The sequence below is a fragment of the Ensifer sp. genome, from assembly GCF_031989085.1.
GTDB lineage: Bacteria > Pseudomonadota > Alphaproteobacteria > Rhizobiales > Rhizobiaceae > Ensifer.
This window is the reverse complement of the sequence record NZ_DALZXU010000009.1, coordinates 73,753-92,595: the sequence shown is the minus strand read 5'-3', so window position 1 is coordinate 92,595 and position 18,843 is coordinate 73,753. Positions and strand designations below refer to the sequence as shown.

Genomic DNA, 18,843 nt, shown 5'->3' with positions numbered 1-18,843 from the left:
GATCGATTGGAACGGATGGATGACTGATGCCGCACGCCTGATAACGCCGGACAAGCGCGGCGAGGATCTCGATGCGACCATGCGTCCGCAGTCGCTGGACGAGTTTACCGGCCAGGCGGAGGCGCGCGCCAACCTGAAGATCTTCATCGAGGCGGCGAAGAACCGCGGCGAGGCGCTCGACCACGTGTTGTTCGTCGGTCCACCCGGCCTTGGCAAGACGACGCTGGCGCAGATCATGGCCAAGGAACTGGGTGTCAATTTCCGTTCGACTTCGGGACCTGTCATTGCCAAGGCGGGCGATCTGGCGGCATTGCTCACTAATCTCGAAGAGCGCGACGTGCTCTTCATCGACGAAATCCACCGGCTCAATCCGGCGGTCGAGGAAATCCTCTATCCGGCGATGGAAGATTTTCAGCTCGACCTCATCATCGGCGAGGGGCCGGCGGCGCGATCGGTGAAGATCGACCTGTCGAAGTTCACGCTGGTTGCGGCGACCACGCGCCTCGGGCTGCTGACGACGCCGCTGCGCGACCGTTTCGGCATTCCGGTGCGGCTCAATTTCTACACGGTCGAGGAACTGGAATCGATCGTGCGCCGTGGTTCCCGGCTGATGGGGCTCGGCATGACCGACGACGGCGCGCGCGAGATTGCGCGGCGCGCCCGCGGTACGCCGCGCATCGCCGGCCGGCTGCTGCGCCGCGTGCGCGATTTTGCCGAAGTGGCGCGGGCAGAAGCGGTGACGAAGACGATCGCCGACGAGGCGCTGACGCGGCTGCTCGTCGACAATATGGGGCTCGACCAACTCGACCGTCGTTATCTGTTCATGATCGCGCAGAATTTCGCCGGCGGGCCTGTCGGCATCGAGACCATTGCCGCCGGTCTTTCCGAGCCGCGCGATGCGATCGAGGACATCATCGAGCCCTATCTGATCCAGCAGGGTTTTATCCAGCGCACGCCGCGCGGCCGTGTGCTCACCGCCAATGCCTGGAAGCATATCGGCCTCAATCCGCCGAAAGAGGTCGAGGCGGCCCAGTTTCGTTTGACGCTCGAGGACGAATGAATGATCACCCGCCGCGGGCTTCTGACGTTTCTCGGCGGGGGCATCGCCAGCATGGCGGCGCTCGGGGGCTACGCCTTTGCCATCGAGCCGCTCGCGCGGCTGAGCGTGACGCGCTATGCGCTGACGCCTCCGGGGTGGACCCCCGGCTTAAAACTGCGCGTGGTGGCGCTGGCCGATATCCACGCCTGCGAACCCTGGATGTCGGCCAATCGCATCGCCTCGATCTGCCGGCAGGCCAATGCGCTGGGTGGCGATATCACCGTGCTTCTCGGCGACTATGCCGCCGGCATGAACCTGGTGACGCGCTACGTGCATTCCAGTGAATGGTCGAAGGCACTGGCAACGCTTGAGGCGCCGCTTGGCGTGCATGCGGTGATGGGCAATCACGACTGGTGGGAGGACAGGACCGCGCAGAAGAACAGCGGCGGACTGACCTTCGGCCACAAGGCGCTCGCCGATGTCGGCATCAACGTCTACAGCAACCGCGCCATCCGTCTGGAGAAGGATGGGCTCGGCTTCTGGCTCGCCGGCCTGGAAGACCAGCTCGCGCTGGTGCCGGGCAAGAAGTGGATGCGCAAGCATATGCAGGGCCTCGACGATCTCGACGGCACGCTGGCGCAGGTCGACGACGACGCGCCGGTGATCCTGTTGGCCCATGAGCCGGACATTTTTGCGAGAGTGCCCTCGCGCGTTGCCTTGACGCTCTCAGGGCATACCCATGGCGGGCAGGTGCGTTTTCTCGGCCATGCGCCCGTCGTACCGTCCCGTTTCGGCGATCGTTATGCCTATGGTCACATGGTCGAGGACGATCGTAGCCTGATCGTCTCCGGCGGCCTCGGTTGCTCGATCGCGCCGGTGCGCTTCGGCGTGCCGCCGGAGATCGTCGTCATCGATCTCGGCTGAAAGGTTCCGGCCGCATGGCTTAGGCGCGCGGCCGAATGACGTATTTCGGCGCGGCTGCCGGCTCGCTATCATCCTGCCACAAAGCTTGCCTTCGATGATGGCGGCGGCTTTCTCTTGCCTGCACCATCGCGTCGCAGGTTGTGGGCGGTTCCAAGCCCATCCATCGAAGGAAAAAGTGCATGCTGGCACGGCGCGGGTTTCTCAAGCTCCTGGGTGGATTGGTGATGGCCGGGTTCGGAACCAGCGCCTATGCCGTCGGTGTCGAGTCATTGCAGCGCCCGCTGGTCACGGCCTATGCCGTCAGACCGGCCAACTGGCCGCAGGGCCTGAAACTCAGGATCGTCGTGCTCGCCGATATCCATGCCTGCGAGCCCTGGATGCCCGTCAGCCGGATTGCCGGCATCTGCGACCAGGCGAGCGCCCTTGGCGGCGACATCATTCTCCTTCTCGGTGATTACATGAGCAGCCTGCGCCTGACCGGCTTTATCGAACCGACCCGCTGGGCGGAGGCCCTGGCGCGGCTGAAGGCGCCGCTCGGCGTTCACGCCATCATGGGCAATCATGATTGGATCAACGATCCGGTCGCCCGGGCGGCAGGACGCGGACCGACAATCGCGCACCGGGCGCTGGCCGGTGTCGGCATCCCGGTTTACGACAATCGCGCGCTGCGGCTCGAAAAGGATGGTCGCGCCTTCTGGCTCGCGGGCCTCGCGGATCAGTTGGAACCGCTCTACCCGGCGCCTGACGGATCCGGAATGATCCCCGGACTGGACGACTTGCCGGGTACGCTGGCCGGTATCGACGGCGACGACCCGATCATCCTGATGGCCCACGAACCGGATATCTTCGTCGACGTGCCGAAGCGTGTCGCGCTGACGCTCGCCGGCCATACCCATGGCGGCCAGGTCAGGATCTTCGGCTATTCGCCGCTGGTCCCTTCGCGCTACGGCAATCGCTTTGCCTATGGCCACATCGTCGAAGGAGATCGCCACATGATCGTTTCGGGCGGATTGGGGCTGTCGAACCTTCCGATCCGGATCGGCTCGCCGCCGGAAATCGTTGCCATCGACGTCGGTTAGGGGCCACGCTTACCGGTCGTTGTTGCCCATGCGGCTGGCTATATCGCCGTGCGTGGGACTGAATATCTGTTGATAATATATGTCTACTTTATTGTATTCTTATTTTAACCACATCCGCGCCGCCTTTTCAGCCGATTTCGACAGTAACAGGGTGCCGGGCGATCAAGGGCATTTGCAGTATCACGTGCCGTCTGGGACAGACAGAAGCAATTATAGTTCAGCGTTGATTTCATTCCGTCTGAGGGAGCTTTGAAAGCGCCAATCGGGGTGGCGCCATTCCCATGTGATCCTGCGATATCGAAAAGGTACCTTTCATGGGTCTCATGTTTCTGATCAACACGCTGAGCCTCGATCCCGTCGCCGCGCTCAGGACGGGTCTACGCATTCTCCACTTCATCGGCCTGGCGCTCGGCCTCGGCGCTGCCACCGTTCTCGACCTGATGATCGTCAGGTTCTTCATCAAGGGGAAAGTGACCGGGGAACACTGGGCGGTGTTCCACTTCGGGTCGAAAATCGTCAATTGTGGCCTGATCCTGCTCTGGGTTACCGGCTTCGGCTTCCTCGCCTATTACGGCTTCTTCGAACCGATCAAACTCGGCAATGAAAAGGTCTGGGCGAAGATGACCATTGTCGCCATCCTCACGATCAATGGTGCCTTCATCCATGCGGTCATTCTGCCGAAAGTGAAAGCACAGATCGGCCGCTCGCTGATGGAGGGTATGTCCACCCGGCAGCGCAGCACCTTCCTTATCGCCGGCGCGATTTCGGCGACCTCCTGGTACGTGCCCTTGATGCTCGGCGCATTGCCGCAGCTCAATTTCGTCGTGCCAATGACGGTAATCCTGATGGCCTATGGGCTGCTGTTGGCCACCGCGATCGTGATTTCGCATGGCCTGCTTTTCGTCCTGCCGGGTGACAAGGCGCCTGCCACACAGCCAAAACCGCGGATCGAGCCGATGATGGGGTTGCCCTCGGTGGCTTGAGTTGGGGGATCACGGGTCGGTTTGACCCGTGGCCAGAAGGAGGGGCCCGGCGCCAGGCATGACGCCGGGCCTTTCTGTTGGTCTCTGCCGATCGCCGTGCGTCGCCAGGCTCAGGCGAGCAGTGTCCCGATCGTCTCGCGCAACCGCCCGAACCCGCCCGGCTGCCAGCCAAGGGCCTTGATCTTTCCAGTATTCATGGCGTTGAAGGCCGTGACGGCGGCGCGGCCCGGAAGCGCATGGCCGCAGCCAGTGAGGTCGCGAACGATTGCCAGGATGGCATTGTAGTCGATGAGGATATCGGAGACGTTGAAGACGCCCGCACTCAGGCCGCCGACGGGCACCTCGAGCGTGAGGCGAACGGCAGAGGCCACGTCGTCGCCATGGACTTCGGTGCCGGCACGCGGCTCGACCGCGCGGCCTGAAAGGTAATCATCGAAAAGCGACTGCCATTTGTGCGCGCCTTCATGTCCGCAAGGGCCATAGACACCGGTGACGCGCAGGCTCGTCGTCGCGAACGCGTCGGTGGCCAAGCCGGATAGCATCTGTTCCGCTTCAAGCTTGAGGGCGCCGTAAAGGCTTTGCGGATGGCAAGGCGTCTCTTCAAGAAGCGCCGCACCCCGCGGCTGTTCGCCATAGACGGCGCGGCTCGACAGGAAGACGCACCGCCGCACGCCCTCATGTCGCGCCGTCTTGAACAGGCGGAGGGAGCCATCGAGATTGGCGCGGCGAAACCCTTCCGGGTCGCCGCCTTCGCCGCCACGGTAACGGCCGGCGACATGCTGGAAAGCGGCATGGACGAAATGGTCGACGCCGCGAAAGGCTGCGCTCTGGTCGACATCCGGGTCGAGCGTGAGCGGGATGAAAGCGACAGGCCTCGAAAACAAGGCGGGCGCGGGCGGGGTGCGAGCGCCGACGAGCACGTCATATCCGCGTGCCAGGAGATGTTCGACGATGAAGCGCCCGACGAAGCCGGTGCCGCCCGAGACGAGAACGCGCGTCATGACCGCACCGGATTGGCAAGCGTTGCCAGGTCGGGGATCGCGTTTCCAGAGAAATAGGCAAACCACAGATCGATCAACGGGCGAAGCCGTTCGGCGCGGGGATGATCTTGCTCCCAGGGCTTTTCATACTGGTAGTGCAGGATGCGGATCGACGACCAGTCCCACAGCTCGGGCAGGTTGAACCAGACATATTGCAGCATGTTCATGGTGACCGGCAGGCCGTGCCAATCGGGAAAGAACGTCTGCAGGAAGGTCTGGTCGGTGCGCGGCCAGAAGGCGCCGGGCGCATCGAGCTTGTCGAGCATGGCTGCGAACGTCGCCGTCGACGGTTCGGCGACGAAGACGCCCGAATTCAGCCGGTGAAAATCGGCAAGGCTTTCATAGACGTTCGGCGCCGCGGCAAACTCCGGATATTGAAAAAGCCGGTCGATGTTCTTCAGAACGATGGCGTCCGCGTCGATGAACACGCAGCGGCGATAGGCCGTCAGCTGCCAGAGCCGCAGCTTGCAGAAATTGTCGAGCGGCGAGTGGAATGCCGGCTTGCGACCCTTGGTAAAGGGCACCTTGTCGTGGACGTTGCGGCGGGCATGGCGCTCGTTGAAACCGTCGGAGAGCGGCAGCAAATCCGTTTCGACGAGGCGGCAGCCGAATTCGCGCAGCGGCTCGAGCGCGTCGGCCGCCACACCGCCGGTATGGAGCACGACGATATCCGCTGGCGTGTTGGTCAGGCGGATCGAGCGGGCGAGGGCGCGCGCGCCCAGCGCATAGTCGGCATTGGTGACGAGTGTCACGAATGCATGGTCGGAGCGGGCGGGGGAAGAGGGGCGCAGTCCCTCGCCAAGATCGGTGGCCGGTGTCATGAAACGGATTTCAGCCGCTTGCCTTCGGGGTCGTGGTCGATGCGCGCGGCGATGTCCCGCGTCCAGGCGGAGACGGCGGGAACGCGCGAGCGATCGACGCGATAGGCAAATTTTCGCGCGACATCGACGATCTCTGTGAGGAGCCCATCCCTGAGGCGGACCGGGTCAAGGCCGAGCGCCAGGAACTTTTCATTCTTCACGACCAGATCGTTCTCCGCCGCTTCCTTGCGCGGGTTCGGGAGCCAGGCGATCTGCGAACCGGAGATTGCGGCGATCATTTCGGCGAGATCACGCACCCGGTGGGTCTCGGTCATCTGGTTGAAGATCTCGACGCGGCTGCCGCGGGCCGGCGGCGTCTTCAGCGCCAGTTCGATGCAGCGCACCGAATCCTGGATATGGATGAAGGCGCGCGTCTGGCCGCCGGTGCCGTGCACGGTCAGCGGATAGCCGATCGCCGCCTGGATGAGAAAACGGTTGAGCACGGTGCCGTAGTCGCCATCATAGTCGAAGCGGTTGATCAACTGCGGGTGCCTGCGGGTCTGTTCGGTATGGGTGCCCCAGACGATGCCCTGGTGCAGGTCCGTGATCCTGAGGCTGTCGTTCTTGGCATAGAACTGGAAGAGCAATTGATCCAGGCACTTGGTCATGTGGTAGATCGAGCCGGGGTTGGATGGGTAGAGGATCTCCTGGCTCACGGTTTCGCCCGCCATCGTCTCGATGCCGACGGGCAGGTAGCCCTCGGGGATCGCAGCGCCGACGGTCGAATAGCCGTAGACGCCCATGGTGCCGAGATGGACCAGATGCGCGTCGAGACCGATCTCGACCAGCGCGTTCAGCAGATTGTGGGTGGCATTGACGTTGTTGTTGACCGTGTAGTTCTTGTGCCGGTCGCTCTTCATCGAATAGGGCGCGGCGCGCTGTTCGGCGAAATGCACGATCGCATCGGGACGATGCTCTGCCAGCCAGTTCTTCAAAAGGTCGTAGTCGCGGGCAAGATCGATCAGGTTGAAGTGGATGCGGCGGCCGGTCTCGGAATGCCAGATGCGGGTCCGTTCCTGGATCGAATCCATCGGCGTCAGCGATTGCACGCCGAGCTCGGTGTCGATCCAGCGACGGGAGAGATTGTCGAGAATGTGAATGTCGTGGCCGGCGTCGGAGAGGTGAAGGGCTGTTGGCCAGCCGACGAAGCCATCGCCGCCGAGGATCGCAATCTTCATGCACGGATCTCCTGATCAGGAAGGAAAGCTGTGTCACCTGTAGGATAGGATTGTGACAGGGCTGCAATGCTTGCAAATGCGTTTTTGTTCCTGCACAGGATCTGGGAATTCTAGTCGGAGAGAAGCATGTCCCTGATCTCGCTCGCAGGCGAATTGACCGACGACGGCCATCGATTGGTCCAGCGCGTCTACTATGAAGACACCGATTTTTCGGGCGTCGTCTACCACGCCCGCTACCTGCATTTCATGGAGCGCGCCCGCACCGACTTCCTGCGGCTGCTCGGCGTCGAACAGGCGACGCTGGCGATCGAGGGCGACAGCGAAGGCCTCGTCTTCGTCGTGCATCGCATGGAGATCGACTTCAAGGCGCCGGCGCGCATGGACGATGTGCTGACGATCGGCACGGTGACGGAGAAGGCGGGCGGCGCCAAGATGGTGCTGCTGCAGGAAATCCGTCGTGACGGCCAGTTGCTGATCGCCGCCAAGGTGATCATCGCCGTCATCAACGGTCAGGGCCGTCCGCGACGCCTGCCGGAAGCTCTGGCGACGAAGTTCACGCGGGCAAGGCAAAGCGCCGGCTAGGCCCACCGATTGTCCTGATCCGAGCAAGGCGGCGCGCGCCTTTGTCGAGGGGGCCGCGACGAGAGCTGGTTGCCTCACCGACTAGTCGGGCAGCGCGGCGAGAATGGCCTTGGTCAGCGACTGCCTGGTCTTGCCAAGCTCCGACCAGGGCTCGACATCGCCTTCGAGCCTCTCGAGAATGTCGGGGATGTGAAACGAGTTGGCGCCATCGAGATCGGAAAGCTCGCTCCAGCTCACGGGTGTCGCCACCGGCCCACCGGCGCGTGCCCGGGTGGAATAGGGGGCGATCGCGGTCGCGCCGCGTTCGTTGCGCAGCCAGTCGATGAAGATGCGGCCCTTGCGCTTCTCCTTCGACATCGTGGCAATGAAATTGTCCGGGTCACGATCGGCAAAACCCTGGGCAAAGGCCTTGGCAAAGCGCTTTACGTCTTCAAAGGGTGCGCGCGGCGTCAGCGGGACGATCACGTGCACGCCCTTACCGCCGGTCACCATCGGTCCCGATTGCAGGCCGAGATCGTCGAGGGCGTCGCGAAGGCTGACCGCGGCGTCCTTGACCGTCGAAAAGTCGACGCTCGGATCAGGGTCGAGGTCGAACACCAGGCGGTCCGGGAGCTCCAGCCTGTCGACCGGCGAGCCCCAGATATGAAACTCCAGCGTTCCCATCTGAACCGCGGCCACGAGCCCCTTGGCATTGCGGACATACATGTAATTTTCGGTATCTCCTGATGATTCCTTCACCGGCGTCTCGAGGATCTCGCCGGGAAAACCTTCGCTGGCATGCTTCTGGTAGAAGCATTGGCCACGGCTGCCCTGCGGGCACCGCATCAGCGACAGCAGATGATCGCCGGCAAAGGGCATCATCTTCTGCGCGACGACGGCGTAGTAACGGGCGAGGTCGAGCTTCGTGATCGCCACCCCCTCAAACAGCGTTCGCTCGGGATGGGTGATGCGGACACCGAGAACGGTCTCGTCGGCGCTGGCGGTCGCGGCGCGCGACGGTTTGCCCGAAGCGGGCCGGTCCTTGTCAGCGCCGCGTTTGGCGCTGTCCGACGGCCGCTTGGCCGGTTCTTCGGGCTTTCTCGTTGTCTTCGGTTTCTCCAGTGTCACGGTCTTTGCCTCCTTGTCTCGGCGCAACCCCTCGAAAGCGCCATGGCGAATGTGTCCGTCGTCGGTGAACTCGGCGAAATCGACTTCCGCCACCAGATCCGGCGTCAACCAGATCGCGCTTCGGGCGATCTCGTCCGGCACGGCGGCAAAGGGCGACGTCTTGCGCAGGCGTTTGGAAAAGGCGTTCGCAAGCTCATCCATCCGCGCCCCGTCGAAACCGGTGCCGACCCGACCCTGGTAGACCAGCGTGCCGTTTTCGAACGTACCGACAAGCAACGAGGCGAAGGCGCGCCCCCTCTTCGTGGAGGGGGAATAGCCGCCGATCACGAACTCCTGGCGTTTCGTGCACTTGATCTTCAGCCAGCTGCGCGTGCGCCGGTTCAGGTAGGGAGCGTCCGCTTGCTTGGCGATGATGCCTTCCTGGCCGGACTTGCACATGGCGGCAAAGACCTTGGCGCCGTTGCCGCGCACATGCTCGCTGTACTGTACCGTTCCGGTCGGCCCCATCGCGTCGAGCAGCGTTTTCAACGCGGTCTTTCGCTCGACGAGCGGCCTCTTGCGCAGGTCGCGACCGTTCAGCTCCAGGAGATCGAAGGCGTAGAAGCGCGTGTCGCCGCCGTGCTTCAGGGCTTTCTGCAATGCCGAGAACGACGAGCCGTCGCCGTCGACCGCCACCGCCTCGCCGTCGAGCAGAGCCGAACTGCAGTCGAGCTCTGCCAGCGTGGTGGCAATCGTATGAAACTTGTCGCTCCAGTCGAGCCCCGTGCGGGTGTAACATCTGGCCTCGCCGCCGCCGACCGCCACGAGCAGCCGGTAACCGTCAAACTTGACCTCGTTCAGCCAGTCGTCGCCTTCGGGCGCTTGCGAGACGAGGGTGGCAAGTTGCGGCTTTTGAAAGCGCGGCGGTTTTCCCGGTCGCCGGGGCGGTTTCGGACCCGGTTCCTGCGCGGCGATCGCGCCGGCCTTGACGTTGGCGGCCGCGCTTTTTTCCGATTGCCAGACGTGCTTCTTGGCTTCGCCCTTTCCGGCCGCGATCTCGGGCATGGTGCGGCCGGTGAAGACGCTGGTGTTGTGATCCTCGATCAGGCTCTCGCCGTCGTCAGAGGCGACGGCGTCGGTCTCCTTGATCAACAACCAGTTCTCGCGCTTCTCGCCCGGGCGGGGACGCATGCGCACCAGGGTCCAACCGCCTTGCATGCGCTCGCCATGCAGATGGAACTTGAGCTTGCCGTCTTGCAGGCCTTCTTCCGGATCGTTGTCGGGCTCCCACCATCCGGTGTCCCACAACATCACGGTGCCGCCGCCATACTGCTTTTCCGGGATCGTTCCCTCGAAGTCGCCATAGGCCATCGGGTGGTCCTCGGTGCGCACGGCGAGCCGCTTGTCCTCGGGGTTGAGGCTCGGCCCGCGGGTCACCGCCCAGCTCTTCAGGACCCCGCCCCATTCCAGCCGGAAATCGTAGTGCAGGCGCGTGGCATCATGCTTCTGCACGAGGAAGCGCTTGCGACCCTTGCCGGCCGGCGCCGCCTTGCCCTTCGGCTCACCTGTCTTGGAAAAATCGCGGCGGCGGTTGTATTCGGAGAGCGGGTTCTGGCGGGCGGCCATCGCTCATCTCACGCCGACTTGCGCCGACGCGCCGTCGACGCCGGTTTTGCCGCAGGCTTCTTGCCGCCTGTGCCTTCGAGGCTCTTCTTCAGCGCCGCCATCAGGTCGACGACATTGTCGCCGCCGCGCGACGGGCGCTCGTCCTCGTCGACCGAAACGGTTGCGGACTTGCCCTTCATCTTGCGCTTGACCAGATCCTTGAGCGCGGCGGTGTAGTTGTCCTTGAAGGCTGCCGCATCGAAGGGTGCCGTCTTGCGGTCGATGAGCGCAGTTGCGACATCCAAAAGCTCCTTGTCCGCCTTCTTGCCCGACAGGCCAGAAAACATCGGATCGGCCTTGCGCAGTTCGTCGGCGTAGCGCAGCGTTTCGAGAAGCAGGCCGTCGCCGCAGGGCTTGACGGCCACAAGATATTCCCGTCCGCGCAGCGTCAGCTGCCCGAGCCCGACCTTGGATGCAGCCCTCAACGCGTCGCGCACAACGCGATAGGCATCTTCGGCGAGATCGTCAGTCGGCACGAGATAATAGGGTTTGTCGAAGTAGATCGGCGAAATGTCGCAGGCGCCGACGAACTGGACCAGCTCCAGCGTCTTCTTCGTCTCCAGCTTGATCGAATCCACCTCCTTGGGTTCGAGCAGAACGTATTTGCCGCTTTCGTATTCATAGCCCTTCACGATGTCGTCGGTGTCGACAGGCCCTATGCCGTCGACCACCTTTTCGTAGTGCACCGGCTTGCCCGAGGGCTCGTGGATCTGCCGGAACGAAACATTGGCGCCGGATCGGGTGGCGCTGAACAGCTCGACGGGGATCGAGACGAGGGACAGGCGAAGCTGGCCTTTCCAGAGGGCGCGGGACGGCATCAGGGATCTCCTGCGTTCAAGGCCGCACGGGCCGCATCCTCCGCAAGCACGCGTTCGATGCCCGCGATGTCGTCGCTGGTGATCGCGGGTATCGGATCGGAGACGATCGCCTGCAGCACCTCGCGCGACAGCACGCCGTTCTCCAACGCCTCCTCAAGGGCCACGCGGGTTTCGCGCTCGGCCTTCAGTTGCGCGTAGAGCGCCAGGATCAGCCGGTCGCGCTGATCGAAGTGCTGTGGCGTGGCGCGCCGAACGCCGCGTGTTGCCGGTTGTGTGCTCATCGCTAGAAAACGCCCACATCCGGGGGAAGTTCCCAGGCGCGCCTATGGCACCCTGGTGCGGCCGGAAAGACACAGTCCCGGTAACACTCCCTTAACCATAATGGTGTCTTAATCAGCCCATCAGGATTTGTGCAGCGCACGTCATCCTTTGACCAAAATTGACGGCAAGAAGGCAACCAGAAGCTAATAAAGGTCGCGATGGTGCGACCAGCGGCGGCGCCGGGGCACTCTTGCAACAGGACGTTTGGGCTACCCGGTCACGAGCATGAGCCGCTCTTGCCGGGTGTTTGGATTCGGGGACTGAAAACGATGGAACAGGTTGGATTGGCCGCAGCCACGCACGATGTGAGCCTCTGGTCGCTCTTCATGCAGGCAGGCCTTGTCGTGAAGCTGGTCATGCTCGGGCTGATCGCAGCTTCGGTGTGGACATGGGCGATCGTCGTCGACAAGACGCTGAACTACGGCCGCGTCCGTCGCCAGCTCGACGGGTTCGAGCAGGTGTTCTGGTCGGGCCAGTCGCTCGAAGAGCTGTACCGCACGCTCTCCGATCGCCAGACGGCGGGCATGGGCGCGATCTTCGTGTCGGCGATGCGCGAATGGAAGAAGAGCTTCGAGCGCGGCGCGCGTTCGCCGATCGGTCTGCAGATGCGCATCGACCGCGCCATGGACGTGACGCTCGCCCGTGAATCGGAATCGCTCGAAGCGCGCCTCGGTTCGCTCGCGACCATCGGTTCGGCAGCCCCCTTCATCGGTCTCTTCGGTACCGTCGTCGGCATCATGACCTCGTTCCAGGCGATCGCCGGTTCGAAGTCGACCAACCTTGCGGTCGTGGCGCCGGGTATCGCCGAAGCGCTTCTGGCCACGGCCATCGGCCTGCTCGCCGCTATTCCCGCGGTTATCGCCTACAACAAGTTTTCCGCCGACGCCGGCAAGCTGTCTGCGCGCATGGAAGCCTTCGCCGACGAGTTTTCCGCGATCCTGTCGCGGCAGATCGACGAGAAGCTGCAGAACCCGCGCCAGGCCGCGCAGTAATCGCCAGAGAGCACGGAGACCACGCTGATGGGTATGTCGGTTGGCGGAGCCAAAGGTTCGGGTGGCGGTCGTCGTCGCCGCGGCGGCAAGAAAGCGATCATGAGCGAAATCAACGTCACGCCCTTCGTGGACGTGATGCTGGTGCTGCTGATCATCTTCATGGTCGCCGCACCGATGATGACGGTCGGCGTGCCGATCGATTTGCCGGAAACGCAGGCCAAGGCCCTCAATTCCGATACGCAGCCGATCACGGTTTCGGTCAACCCGGCCGGTGAGATCTATCTGCAGGAAACGCCGATCGCGATCGACGAGGTCGTGCCGAAGCTCGAGGCCATCGCCACCACCGGCTACAACGAACGCATCTATGTTCGCGGCGACACCAATGCCGACTACGGCACGGTGATGAAGGTCATGGCGCGCATCTCGGCAGCCGGGTTCAAGAACCTCGGCCTCGTGACGCTGCAAGAACAGGAAAAGTGATCGTTGGCCATGAAGGGCAGTCTCGCCACATCTGGTCTGCTGCACGCTCTGGTTCTCACCTGGGCGATGGTTTCGCTCGGCAGCCCGGCTGAATTCCAGGTCGCCGACGTCGAGGCTCTGCCGGTCGACATCGTCCCCTATTCGGAAATGACGCAGGTCCAGCAGGGCGACAAGAAGGCTCCGAAGAAGGAGACCTCGTCGCCGGTTCCCACCAAGCGTCCGGAAACGAACCAGCCGGCCGAGAACATCGGCGACAACGACACGGACCTGAAGACGGCGCCGACGCCGAACGTCAAGCCGTCGAAGAGCGAGGCCACGGCCTCGCCGGAAAAGAACGACAAGCCCGAGCCTGCGCCCGATCCGGTCGAGCAGGAAATCAAGAAGGTCGAAGAGACCAAGCCCGCTTCCGAACCGGCAACCGAAGTCGCCGCACTGCCGGAAGCCAAGCAGGAAGTGAAGCCCGAGACCAAGCCGGAACCGACGCCCGCCGAAGAAAAGCCGGCCGAAAATCCGGAAGCCGAAGCGCTGCCGGAAAAGGTGCCGACCCCTGCGGTAAAGCCGAAGGTGGAAAAGCCGGCCACGTCGGCAAAGACGCCCGAGCGCAAGAACGAGCAGACGCCGAAGGAACAGAAGAAGAAGACCTCCACGGAGGAAAGCAAGTTCAACGCCGATGAGATCGCGGCCCTGCTGAACCGGCAGGAACCGTCTGCTGGTGGCACCAAGCGCTCGACGCAGGAGGCCGCTCTCGGCGGCAAGAAGACCATCGGCGTGGGCCTGAGCGCCAACGAGATCGATGGCGTAAAGGGCCAGATCCAGGGCAACTGGTCGCTGATCGCCGGCCTGACCGGCGTCGAGGAAGTCCGTGTGACGGTCCGCGTGCAGCTCGACCCGTCTGGCAACATCGTCGGCACGCCGGAAGTGACCGCGACCGGCGGCCCCGAAGGCACGCGCCGCGCCGTTGAAAGCAGCACGCTTCGCGCGATCCGTCGCTCGGCGCCGCTACAGAACCTGCCGCCAGAGAAATATGACGGCGAAAAAGGATGGAATACCCTCGTGCTGAACTTCGACCCCTCGGAATTCGCACTCTAGAGCTGCCGGGATTGGAACTTATGCCGGATAGCAACCCAACCCTGCGAACCCTTCGTACTAAGCTGAAAGGCTTGTCTCTATGATCAAGAGCTCTTTTCTCCGCGCCCTTATGGTGGCTGCGGGCCTGTTGGCCGCCTTCGTGGCGGCAACGCCCGCGAATGCGGTCGTCGAAATCAACATCAACAAGGGCAATGTCGAGCCGTTGCCGATCGCGATCACCGACTTCCTGCAGGGTGAACTCGGCCAGAAGATTTCCGACGTGGTCGCAGCCGACCTCAAGCGCTCGGGCCTGTTCAAGCCGATCGACAAGGGCGCCTTCATCGAGAAGATCAGCAACCCCGACGCCGCGCCGCGGTTCGAGGACTGGAAGGTCATCAATGCCCAGGCGCTGGTGACCGGCCGCGTGACGCAGGAGGCCGATGGCCGCCTGAAGGCGGAGTTCCGTCTCTGGGACACGTTTGCAGGTTCGCAGATGACCGGCCAGCAGTTCTTCACTCAGCCTGAAAACTGGCGGCGCGTCGCCCATATCATTGCCGACGCGATCTATGAGCGCGTTACCGGCGAGAAGGGCTATTTCGATACACGTGTCGTCTACGTCGCCGAAAGCGGCCCGAAGACTGCCCGCAAGCGCCAGCTTGCGATGATGGACCAGGATGGCGCGAATGCGCGCGCCCTGACCAACTCGAACGATCTCGTCCTGACGCCGCGCTTCTCGCCGAACCGCCAGGAAGTCACCTACATGTCGTTCGAAAACAACCAGCCGCGCGTTTACCTGCTGCAGCTGGAAACCGGACAGCGCGAAGTGGTCGGCAATTTCCCGGGCATGACGTTCTCGCCGCGCTTCTCGCCGGATGGCCAGCGCGTCATCATGAGCCTGCAGCAGGAGGGCAACGCCAACATCTACACGATGGACCTGCGTTCGCGCACGACGACACGCCTCACCAGCACGGCGGCGATCGACACCGCACCGTCCTATTCGCCCGACGGTAGCCAGATCGCGTTTGAAAGCGACCGTGGCGGCCGCCAGCAGATCTACGTCATGGGTGCCGACGGCTCCGGCCAGCGCCGCATCTCCTTCGGCGATGGTTCCTACTCGACGCCGGTCTGGTCGCCGCGCGGCGACCTCATCGCCTTCACCAAGCAGTCGGGCGGCAAGTTCTCGATCGGCGTGATGAAGACCGACGGTTCGGGCGAGCGCATCCTGACGACGGGCTTCCACAACGAAGGCCCGACCTGGGCGCCGAACGGTCGCGTTCTGATGTTCTTCCGCCAGAACGCCGGTGCCGGCGGACCGCAGCTCTACTCGATCGACCTGACCGGCTACAACGAACAGGCCGTCCCGACCCAGGGCTTCGCCTCCGACCCGGCCTGGTCGCCGCGGCTCGAATAGCGGGCTCGCCATTGCGGCGGGGATTGTGGCAGCGATGCCGCTTTCTCGCCGCAAAGTGCTGGTCTAGCAGGCGCCGAGCTTAAATTATCGATTTGTTAACCATAACTGTTGAAAAGCGATTAACCGCTTCCGGTTACAGTCTGGCAACCGTGAATTCAGACACTTCTCAAGGAGACCGGCGCATGAGCCGAATTGACACCCCGGCCGCAGGCCGCATGCAGACCATCGCTCGCAACCCGGTCATGATCGCTCTTGTCATGACCCTCGCCATCGCTGGCTGCTCGACCAAGAAGAACATTCCGGGCAGCGCGGGCGAGCTTGGTCTCGGCGGCGCGGGCGCGGCAACGCCGGGTTCGCAGCAGGACTTCACCGTCAACGTCGGCGACCGCATCTTCTTCGACACGGACTCGACCTCGGTTCGCGCCGACGCCCAGCAGACGCTCGACCGTCAGGCCCAGTGGCTTGCCAAGTACCCGAACTACGCCGTCACCGTCGAAGGTCACGCCGACGAACGCGGTACGCGCGAATACAACCTGGCACTCGGCGCTCGCCGTGCTGCGTCCACCAAGGAATATCTGATCTCGCGTGGCGTTCCGGCCAACCGCCTGAAGACGATCTCCTACGGCAAGGAAAAGCCGGTCGCCGTTTGCGACGACATCTCGTGCTGGTCGCAGAACCGCCGTGCCGTCACCGTCCTCGGTGGCGCCGGCATGTGATCTTCCGATCACGCATCGCTAAATTATAAGGGCGGCCCTGAGCCGCCCTTTGCTTTTTTACCACACTTTGGCCGAACTCCGTTGCTTTTTCAGGGTAATTGGAAAACTGTGCGGCATTCATCCAGAGGAATCGGCGAGATGTATTGCGGGCCCCGATTCCAGGGTGGGAAAACCGGTATTCGAACAGGACAAATGAAATGAAGAAATTTGTCGTGGCTGGACTGCTTGGTCTCGCGGCCCTTTCGGGCCTTGGCCAGACAGCAAATGCCATGCCGCTTTCCGGGCTCCTTGCCCGAACGACACACATCGACACGACAGGCTCGCACAGTCTTCCCGTCGTGAAGGTACAGGCCTCCGAGACCACTCGGATCGGCCAGCTTGAAGAACAGATCCGCTCGCTCAACGGGCGTATCGAAGAAATGAGCTTCCAGCTTCTGCAGATGCAGGAGCAGATCCGGAAGTTCCAGGAGGACAACGAGTTCCGCTTCCAGGATCTGGAAAGCGGCAAGGCCTCCCCGAAGAAGAGCGGCGCATTGCAGACGCCAAAATCCAGCGATCAGGCGTCCGTCACCCCGGGGGTGACGGATAGCCAGACGATGGCGCCGGTCGATCCGGGCACCGGCATGGCTGCATCGGGCGCCAATCCGGGCGCCACCGGTGCCGCGCCGCCGACGACGCTTGGACAGATCGTCTTCGACGAGAGCGGCAACCCGATCTCGACGACGACGGACGCACAGCCGGGCGCCAATGCGACGCTGCCGGGCGTCGATCCGGGTGTTGACCTTCCGGGCAATGGTGGCGGGCTCAACGCTAATCCGGGCACGGATCAGCAGACGGCATCGCTCGACAACCCTGGCGACCTCTACCAGTCTGCCTATGGGCATGTGCTCTCCGGTGATTACAGCACCGCCGAGCAGGAGTTCCGCGACTATCTCGACGTGTTCCCGCAGGGTGACAAAGCCGCCGACGCCAGCTTCTGGATGGGCGAGGCGCAGTACTCGCAAGGCAAATACAGCGAAGCCGCCAAGACGTTCCTGAATGCGCACCAGGCGCACGCAAAATCGCCGAAAGCGCCGGAAATGCTTCTGAAGCTCGGCATGTCGCTCGGCGCGCTCGACAACAAGGAAACCGCCTGCGCCACGTTGCGCGAGGTCAACAAGCGCTACCCCAAGGCCTCGCCGGCCGTGCGCGCCAAGGTAACAAGCGAGCAGAGCCGCTTTGGCTGCTGAGACCCAGGCCAGCCTGGCCGTTCTCGAAACGGCAAAACGATTTCTTTCCTCCTTTCATCAGCCTGCCCGACTGCTCGTGGCCGTTTCCGGCGGCAGCGATTCCAAAGGCGTGCTTCTCGCCCTCACCAGGGCGATCGAGGCGACCGGCGATACCAGCCTGTCTATTTGCGCCTGCACGGTCGACCATGGCCTGAGGCCCGGCTCGGCTGACGAGGCGCAGGCTATGGCCGTTTTCTGCGCCAGCCTCGGGGTCCCGCACGTCATCAAGCGTTGGGAAGGCGAAAAGCCGGCGACCGGCATCCAGGCCGCGGCGCGGCAGGAGCGCTATCACTTGCTCGCCGCCGCTGCCGACGACCTCGGTGCTACCTGCATCGTCACCGGCCATACCTTGGACGATCAGCGCGAGACGATCCTGATGCGATCCGAGCGCGGGCAGGGGCCGGGTGCCGCCGGCATGGCCGCAGCAACGCTCTACGACGGGCGCTTCTGGTTGTTGCGTCCGTTCCTCGGTCTTCGTCGCGCGACCATTCGCGCCTTTCTCGCCGAGGCGCAGGTGGCCTGGTTCGACGACCCCAGCAACGCCAACATGCGTTTCGAACGGGTGCGAACCCGCAAGCGCCTTGCCGAAACGGGCACCGATGCGCGTGGCGCCTGGGATGCGGCGTCCCGGACGCGCTCCTCGGCGCGGGCCGCCGCCTGGCTCCAGCATCACGCTCGCGTTCATGAAAACCTTGTCGCGCAGATCACCGACGCCGGGTCGGCCCTTGTCGATGCCGATTGGCGCCGTGCACTTCTGGCAATGGCGTCTGTCGTTGGTGGCCGTGCGCACGCACTGCCGGCCCAAACAGTCGAGCGGCTGGCAGCGTTCCTAAAAAGCGACCAACAGGGAAGGTTGACTGCCGGTCGGGTGGTATTCGACAGCCGTTCGACCGGCCTTTACCTCTATCGCGAAGCGCGCAACCTGCCGCTCATGACCTTGCGGCCCGGCGAGGCCGGCATCTGGGACGGGCGCTTCCGCGTGCACAATGGCGGACATGGCCTTGTAGAGGTCGGCGCTGGCGATGATCAGGGGCTGCAACGGCAGAGACTTATTGCCGCAGGCGTGCCACCGGGCGTTGCCGGAAGGGCGTCGGTTTCGTCGCCGCATCTTGTATCCACAGAGGGCTGCGACAGTTCGCAGACCCGTATCGAGCCGCGCCTGAGCCTCTACGACACCTTTTTGCCGGGTTTCGACCTGATGATGGCTGAGATGATTGCCGGATTGTTCGGGCGTCAGCCCTATGTTCGGTCGCCGGTTCACGATCTATTGACAGAAATGGAACGGTAGTTGGCGGTTTGCCTTGGCAAGGCGTTGCCAGAACCCTATGTTAGG

18 protein-coding genes are annotated in these 18,843 nt (G+C 63.3%); 12 read left to right on the top strand and 6 right to left on the bottom strand.

The annotated features are described in order from the left end of the window. Positions 1-19 precede the first annotated feature (19 nt). The 4 genes from ruvB (at position 20) to RTP54_RS26560 (ending at position 4,025) form a co-directional block, all read left to right on the top strand. Positions 20-1,060, top strand: a complete 1,041-nt coding sequence (gene ruvB / locus RTP54_RS26575) for a Holliday junction branch migration DNA helicase RuvB (protein WP_173423596.1) — start codon at positions 20-22, stop codon at positions 1,058-1,060. After that, a complete protein-coding gene (locus RTP54_RS26570) occupies positions 1,061-1,963 on the top strand; it encodes a metallophosphoesterase (protein WP_312366706.1) in 903 nt (300 codons plus the stop codon). Positions 1,964-2,142: 179 nt separating this feature from the next. Next, complete coding sequence (locus tag RTP54_RS26565; protein ID WP_312366705.1) at positions 2,143-3,042, top strand: metallophosphoesterase; 900 nt, start codon at positions 2,143-2,145, stop codon at positions 3,040-3,042. Between the two features lie 314 nt (positions 3,043-3,356). Then, complete coding sequence (locus RTP54_RS26560) at positions 3,357-4,025, top strand: hypothetical protein (protein WP_312366704.1); 669 nt, start codon at positions 3,357-3,359, stop codon at positions 4,023-4,025. 110 nt (positions 4,026-4,135) lie between these two features. On the opposite strand, the gene RTP54_RS26555 is transcribed toward RTP54_RS26560, so the two are convergent. From RTP54_RS26555 to RTP54_RS26545, 3 genes are read right to left on the bottom strand one after another with little or no spacing between them, the layout of a single operon-like run. Further along, positions 4,136-5,026 carry an NAD(P)-dependent oxidoreductase gene (locus tag RTP54_RS26555; RefSeq protein ID WP_312366702.1) on the bottom strand — a complete coding sequence of 297 codons (891 nt, stop codon included), beginning with the start codon at positions 5,024-5,026 and terminating at the stop codon, positions 4,136-4,138. Continuing rightward, complete coding sequence (locus tag RTP54_RS26550) at positions 5,023-5,886, bottom strand: glycosyltransferase (protein ID WP_312366700.1); 864 nt, start codon at positions 5,884-5,886, stop codon at positions 5,023-5,025. The genes RTP54_RS26555 and RTP54_RS26550 overlap by 4 nt, the downstream gene beginning before the upstream one ends. Continuing rightward, positions 5,883-7,103, bottom strand: a complete 1,221-nt coding sequence (locus RTP54_RS26545) for an NAD-dependent epimerase/dehydratase family protein (RefSeq protein WP_312366699.1) — start codon at positions 7,101-7,103, stop codon at positions 5,883-5,885. The genes RTP54_RS26550 and RTP54_RS26545 overlap by 4 nt, the downstream gene beginning before the upstream one ends. A gap of 126 nt (positions 7,104-7,229) precedes the next feature. On the opposite strand from RTP54_RS26545, the gene ybgC reads away from it, so the two are divergent. Continuing rightward, complete coding sequence (gene ybgC / locus RTP54_RS26540; RefSeq protein WP_112807365.1) at positions 7,230-7,685, top strand: tol-pal system-associated acyl-CoA thioesterase; 456 nt, start codon at positions 7,230-7,232, stop codon at positions 7,683-7,685. 81 nt (positions 7,686-7,766) lie between these two features. Here the strand turns inward: ybgC and ligD are convergent, their stop codons facing one another. The 3 genes from ligD to RTP54_RS26525 are packed head-to-tail and all read right to left on the bottom strand — an operon-like array spanning position 7,767 to position 11,535. Then, positions 7,767-10,397 (bottom strand): DNA ligase D, encoded by a 2,631-nt coding sequence (ligD, locus tag RTP54_RS26535; RefSeq protein ID WP_312366696.1) that lies wholly within the window; start codon positions 10,395-10,397, stop codon positions 7,767-7,769. An 8-nt stretch (positions 10,398-10,405) separates the two neighbouring features. Next, positions 10,406-11,254: a Ku protein gene (locus RTP54_RS26530; RefSeq protein ID WP_112817054.1), complete on the bottom strand. Its 849-nt coding sequence runs from the start codon at positions 11,252-11,254 to the stop codon at positions 10,406-10,408. Beyond that, entirely contained in the window at positions 11,254-11,535 is a 282-nt protein-coding gene (locus tag RTP54_RS26525; RefSeq protein ID WP_312366694.1) for a hypothetical protein, read from the bottom strand. Before RTP54_RS26525 ends, RTP54_RS26530 begins: the two co-directional genes overlap by 1 nt. A gap of 309 nt (positions 11,536-11,844) precedes the next feature. Here RTP54_RS26525 and tolQ point away from each other — a divergent pair, with 309 nt between their 5' ends. From tolQ to tilS, 7 genes are all read left to right on the top strand, one after another. Further along, positions 11,845-12,567 carry a protein TolQ gene (gene tolQ, locus RTP54_RS26520; protein WP_077500707.1) on the top strand — a complete coding sequence of 241 codons (723 nt, stop codon included), beginning with the start codon at positions 11,845-11,847 and terminating at the stop codon, positions 12,565-12,567. 27 nt (positions 12,568-12,594) lie between these two features. Beyond that, on the top strand, positions 12,595-13,047 hold the full coding sequence (tolR, locus tag RTP54_RS26515; protein WP_112807350.1) for a protein TolR: 453 nt from the start codon (positions 12,595-12,597) through the stop codon (positions 13,045-13,047). Between the two features lie 9 nt (positions 13,048-13,056). Next, positions 13,057-14,136, top strand: coding sequence for a hypothetical protein (locus tag RTP54_RS26510; RefSeq protein ID WP_112807348.1), 1,080 nt, complete (start codon positions 13,057-13,059; stop codon positions 14,134-14,136). A gap of 79 nt (positions 14,137-14,215) precedes the next feature. Beyond that, positions 14,216-15,526 (top strand): Tol-Pal system beta propeller repeat protein TolB, encoded by a 1,311-nt coding sequence (gene tolB, locus RTP54_RS26505; RefSeq protein WP_112807346.1) that lies wholly within the window; start codon positions 14,216-14,218, stop codon positions 15,524-15,526. 182 nt (positions 15,527-15,708) lie between these two features. After that, positions 15,709-16,242, top strand: a complete 534-nt coding sequence (pal, locus tag RTP54_RS26500; protein ID WP_112807344.1) for a peptidoglycan-associated lipoprotein Pal — start codon at positions 15,709-15,711, stop codon at positions 16,240-16,242. A gap of 197 nt (positions 16,243-16,439) precedes the next feature. After that, positions 16,440-17,471: a tol-pal system protein YbgF gene (ybgF, locus tag RTP54_RS26495; protein ID WP_312366690.1), complete on the top strand. Its 1,032-nt coding sequence runs from the start codon at positions 16,440-16,442 to the stop codon at positions 17,469-17,471. Beyond that, complete coding sequence (gene tilS, locus RTP54_RS26490) at positions 17,461-18,798, top strand: tRNA lysidine(34) synthetase TilS (RefSeq protein ID WP_312366688.1); 1,338 nt, start codon at positions 17,461-17,463, stop codon at positions 18,796-18,798. The genes ybgF and tilS overlap by 11 nt, the downstream gene beginning before the upstream one ends. Positions 18,799-18,843 lie beyond the last annotated feature (45 nt).

Coding starts and splice junctions, on each gene's coding strand:
- RTP54_RS26570 (WP_312366706.1), top strand. CDS start 1,061: ATGATCACCCGCCGCGGGCTTCTGACGTTTCTCGGCGGGGGCATCGCC.
- ruvB (WP_173423596.1), top strand. CDS start 20: ATGACTGATGCCGCACGCCTGATAACGCCGGACAAGCGCGGCGAGGAT.
- tolR (WP_112807350.1), top strand. CDS start 12,595: ATGGGTATGTCGGTTGGCGGAGCCAAAGGTTCGGGTGGCGGTCGTCGT.
- ybgF (WP_312366690.1), top strand. CDS start 16,440: ATGAAGAAATTTGTCGTGGCTGGACTGCTTGGTCTCGCGGCCCTTTCG.
- RTP54_RS26560 (WP_312366704.1), top strand. CDS start 3,357: ATGGGTCTCATGTTTCTGATCAACACGCTGAGCCTCGATCCCGTCGCC.
- RTP54_RS26565 (WP_312366705.1), top strand. CDS start 2,143: ATGCTGGCACGGCGCGGGTTTCTCAAGCTCCTGGGTGGATTGGTGATG.
- tolB (WP_112807346.1), top strand. CDS start 14,216: ATGATCAAGAGCTCTTTTCTCCGCGCCCTTATGGTGGCTGCGGGCCTG.
- RTP54_RS26510 (WP_112807348.1), top strand. CDS start 13,057: ATGAAGGGCAGTCTCGCCACATCTGGTCTGCTGCACGCTCTGGTTCTC.
- RTP54_RS26550 (WP_312366700.1), bottom strand. CDS start 5,886: ATGACACCGGCCACCGATCTTGGCGAGGGACTGCGCCCCTCTTCCCCC.
- pal (WP_112807344.1), top strand. CDS start 15,709: ATGAGCCGAATTGACACCCCGGCCGCAGGCCGCATGCAGACCATCGCT.
- RTP54_RS26525 (WP_312366694.1), bottom strand. CDS start 11,535: ATGAGCACACAACCGGCAACACGCGGCGTTCGGCGCGCCACGCCACAG.
- RTP54_RS26545 (WP_312366699.1), bottom strand. CDS start 7,103: ATGAAGATTGCGATCCTCGGCGGCGATGGCTTCGTCGGCTGGCCAACA.
- tolQ (WP_077500707.1), top strand. CDS start 11,845: ATGGAACAGGTTGGATTGGCCGCAGCCACGCACGATGTGAGCCTCTGG.
- ybgC (WP_112807365.1), top strand. CDS start 7,230: ATGTCCCTGATCTCGCTCGCAGGCGAATTGACCGACGACGGCCATCGA.
- RTP54_RS26530 (WP_112817054.1), bottom strand. CDS start 11,254: ATGCCGTCCCGCGCCCTCTGGAAAGGCCAGCTTCGCCTGTCCCTCGTC.
- ligD (WP_312366696.1), bottom strand. CDS start 10,397: ATGGCCGCCCGCCAGAACCCGCTCTCCGAATACAACCGCCGCCGCGAT.
- RTP54_RS26555 (WP_312366702.1), bottom strand. CDS start 5,026: ATGACGCGCGTTCTCGTCTCGGGCGGCACCGGCTTCGTCGGGCGCTTC.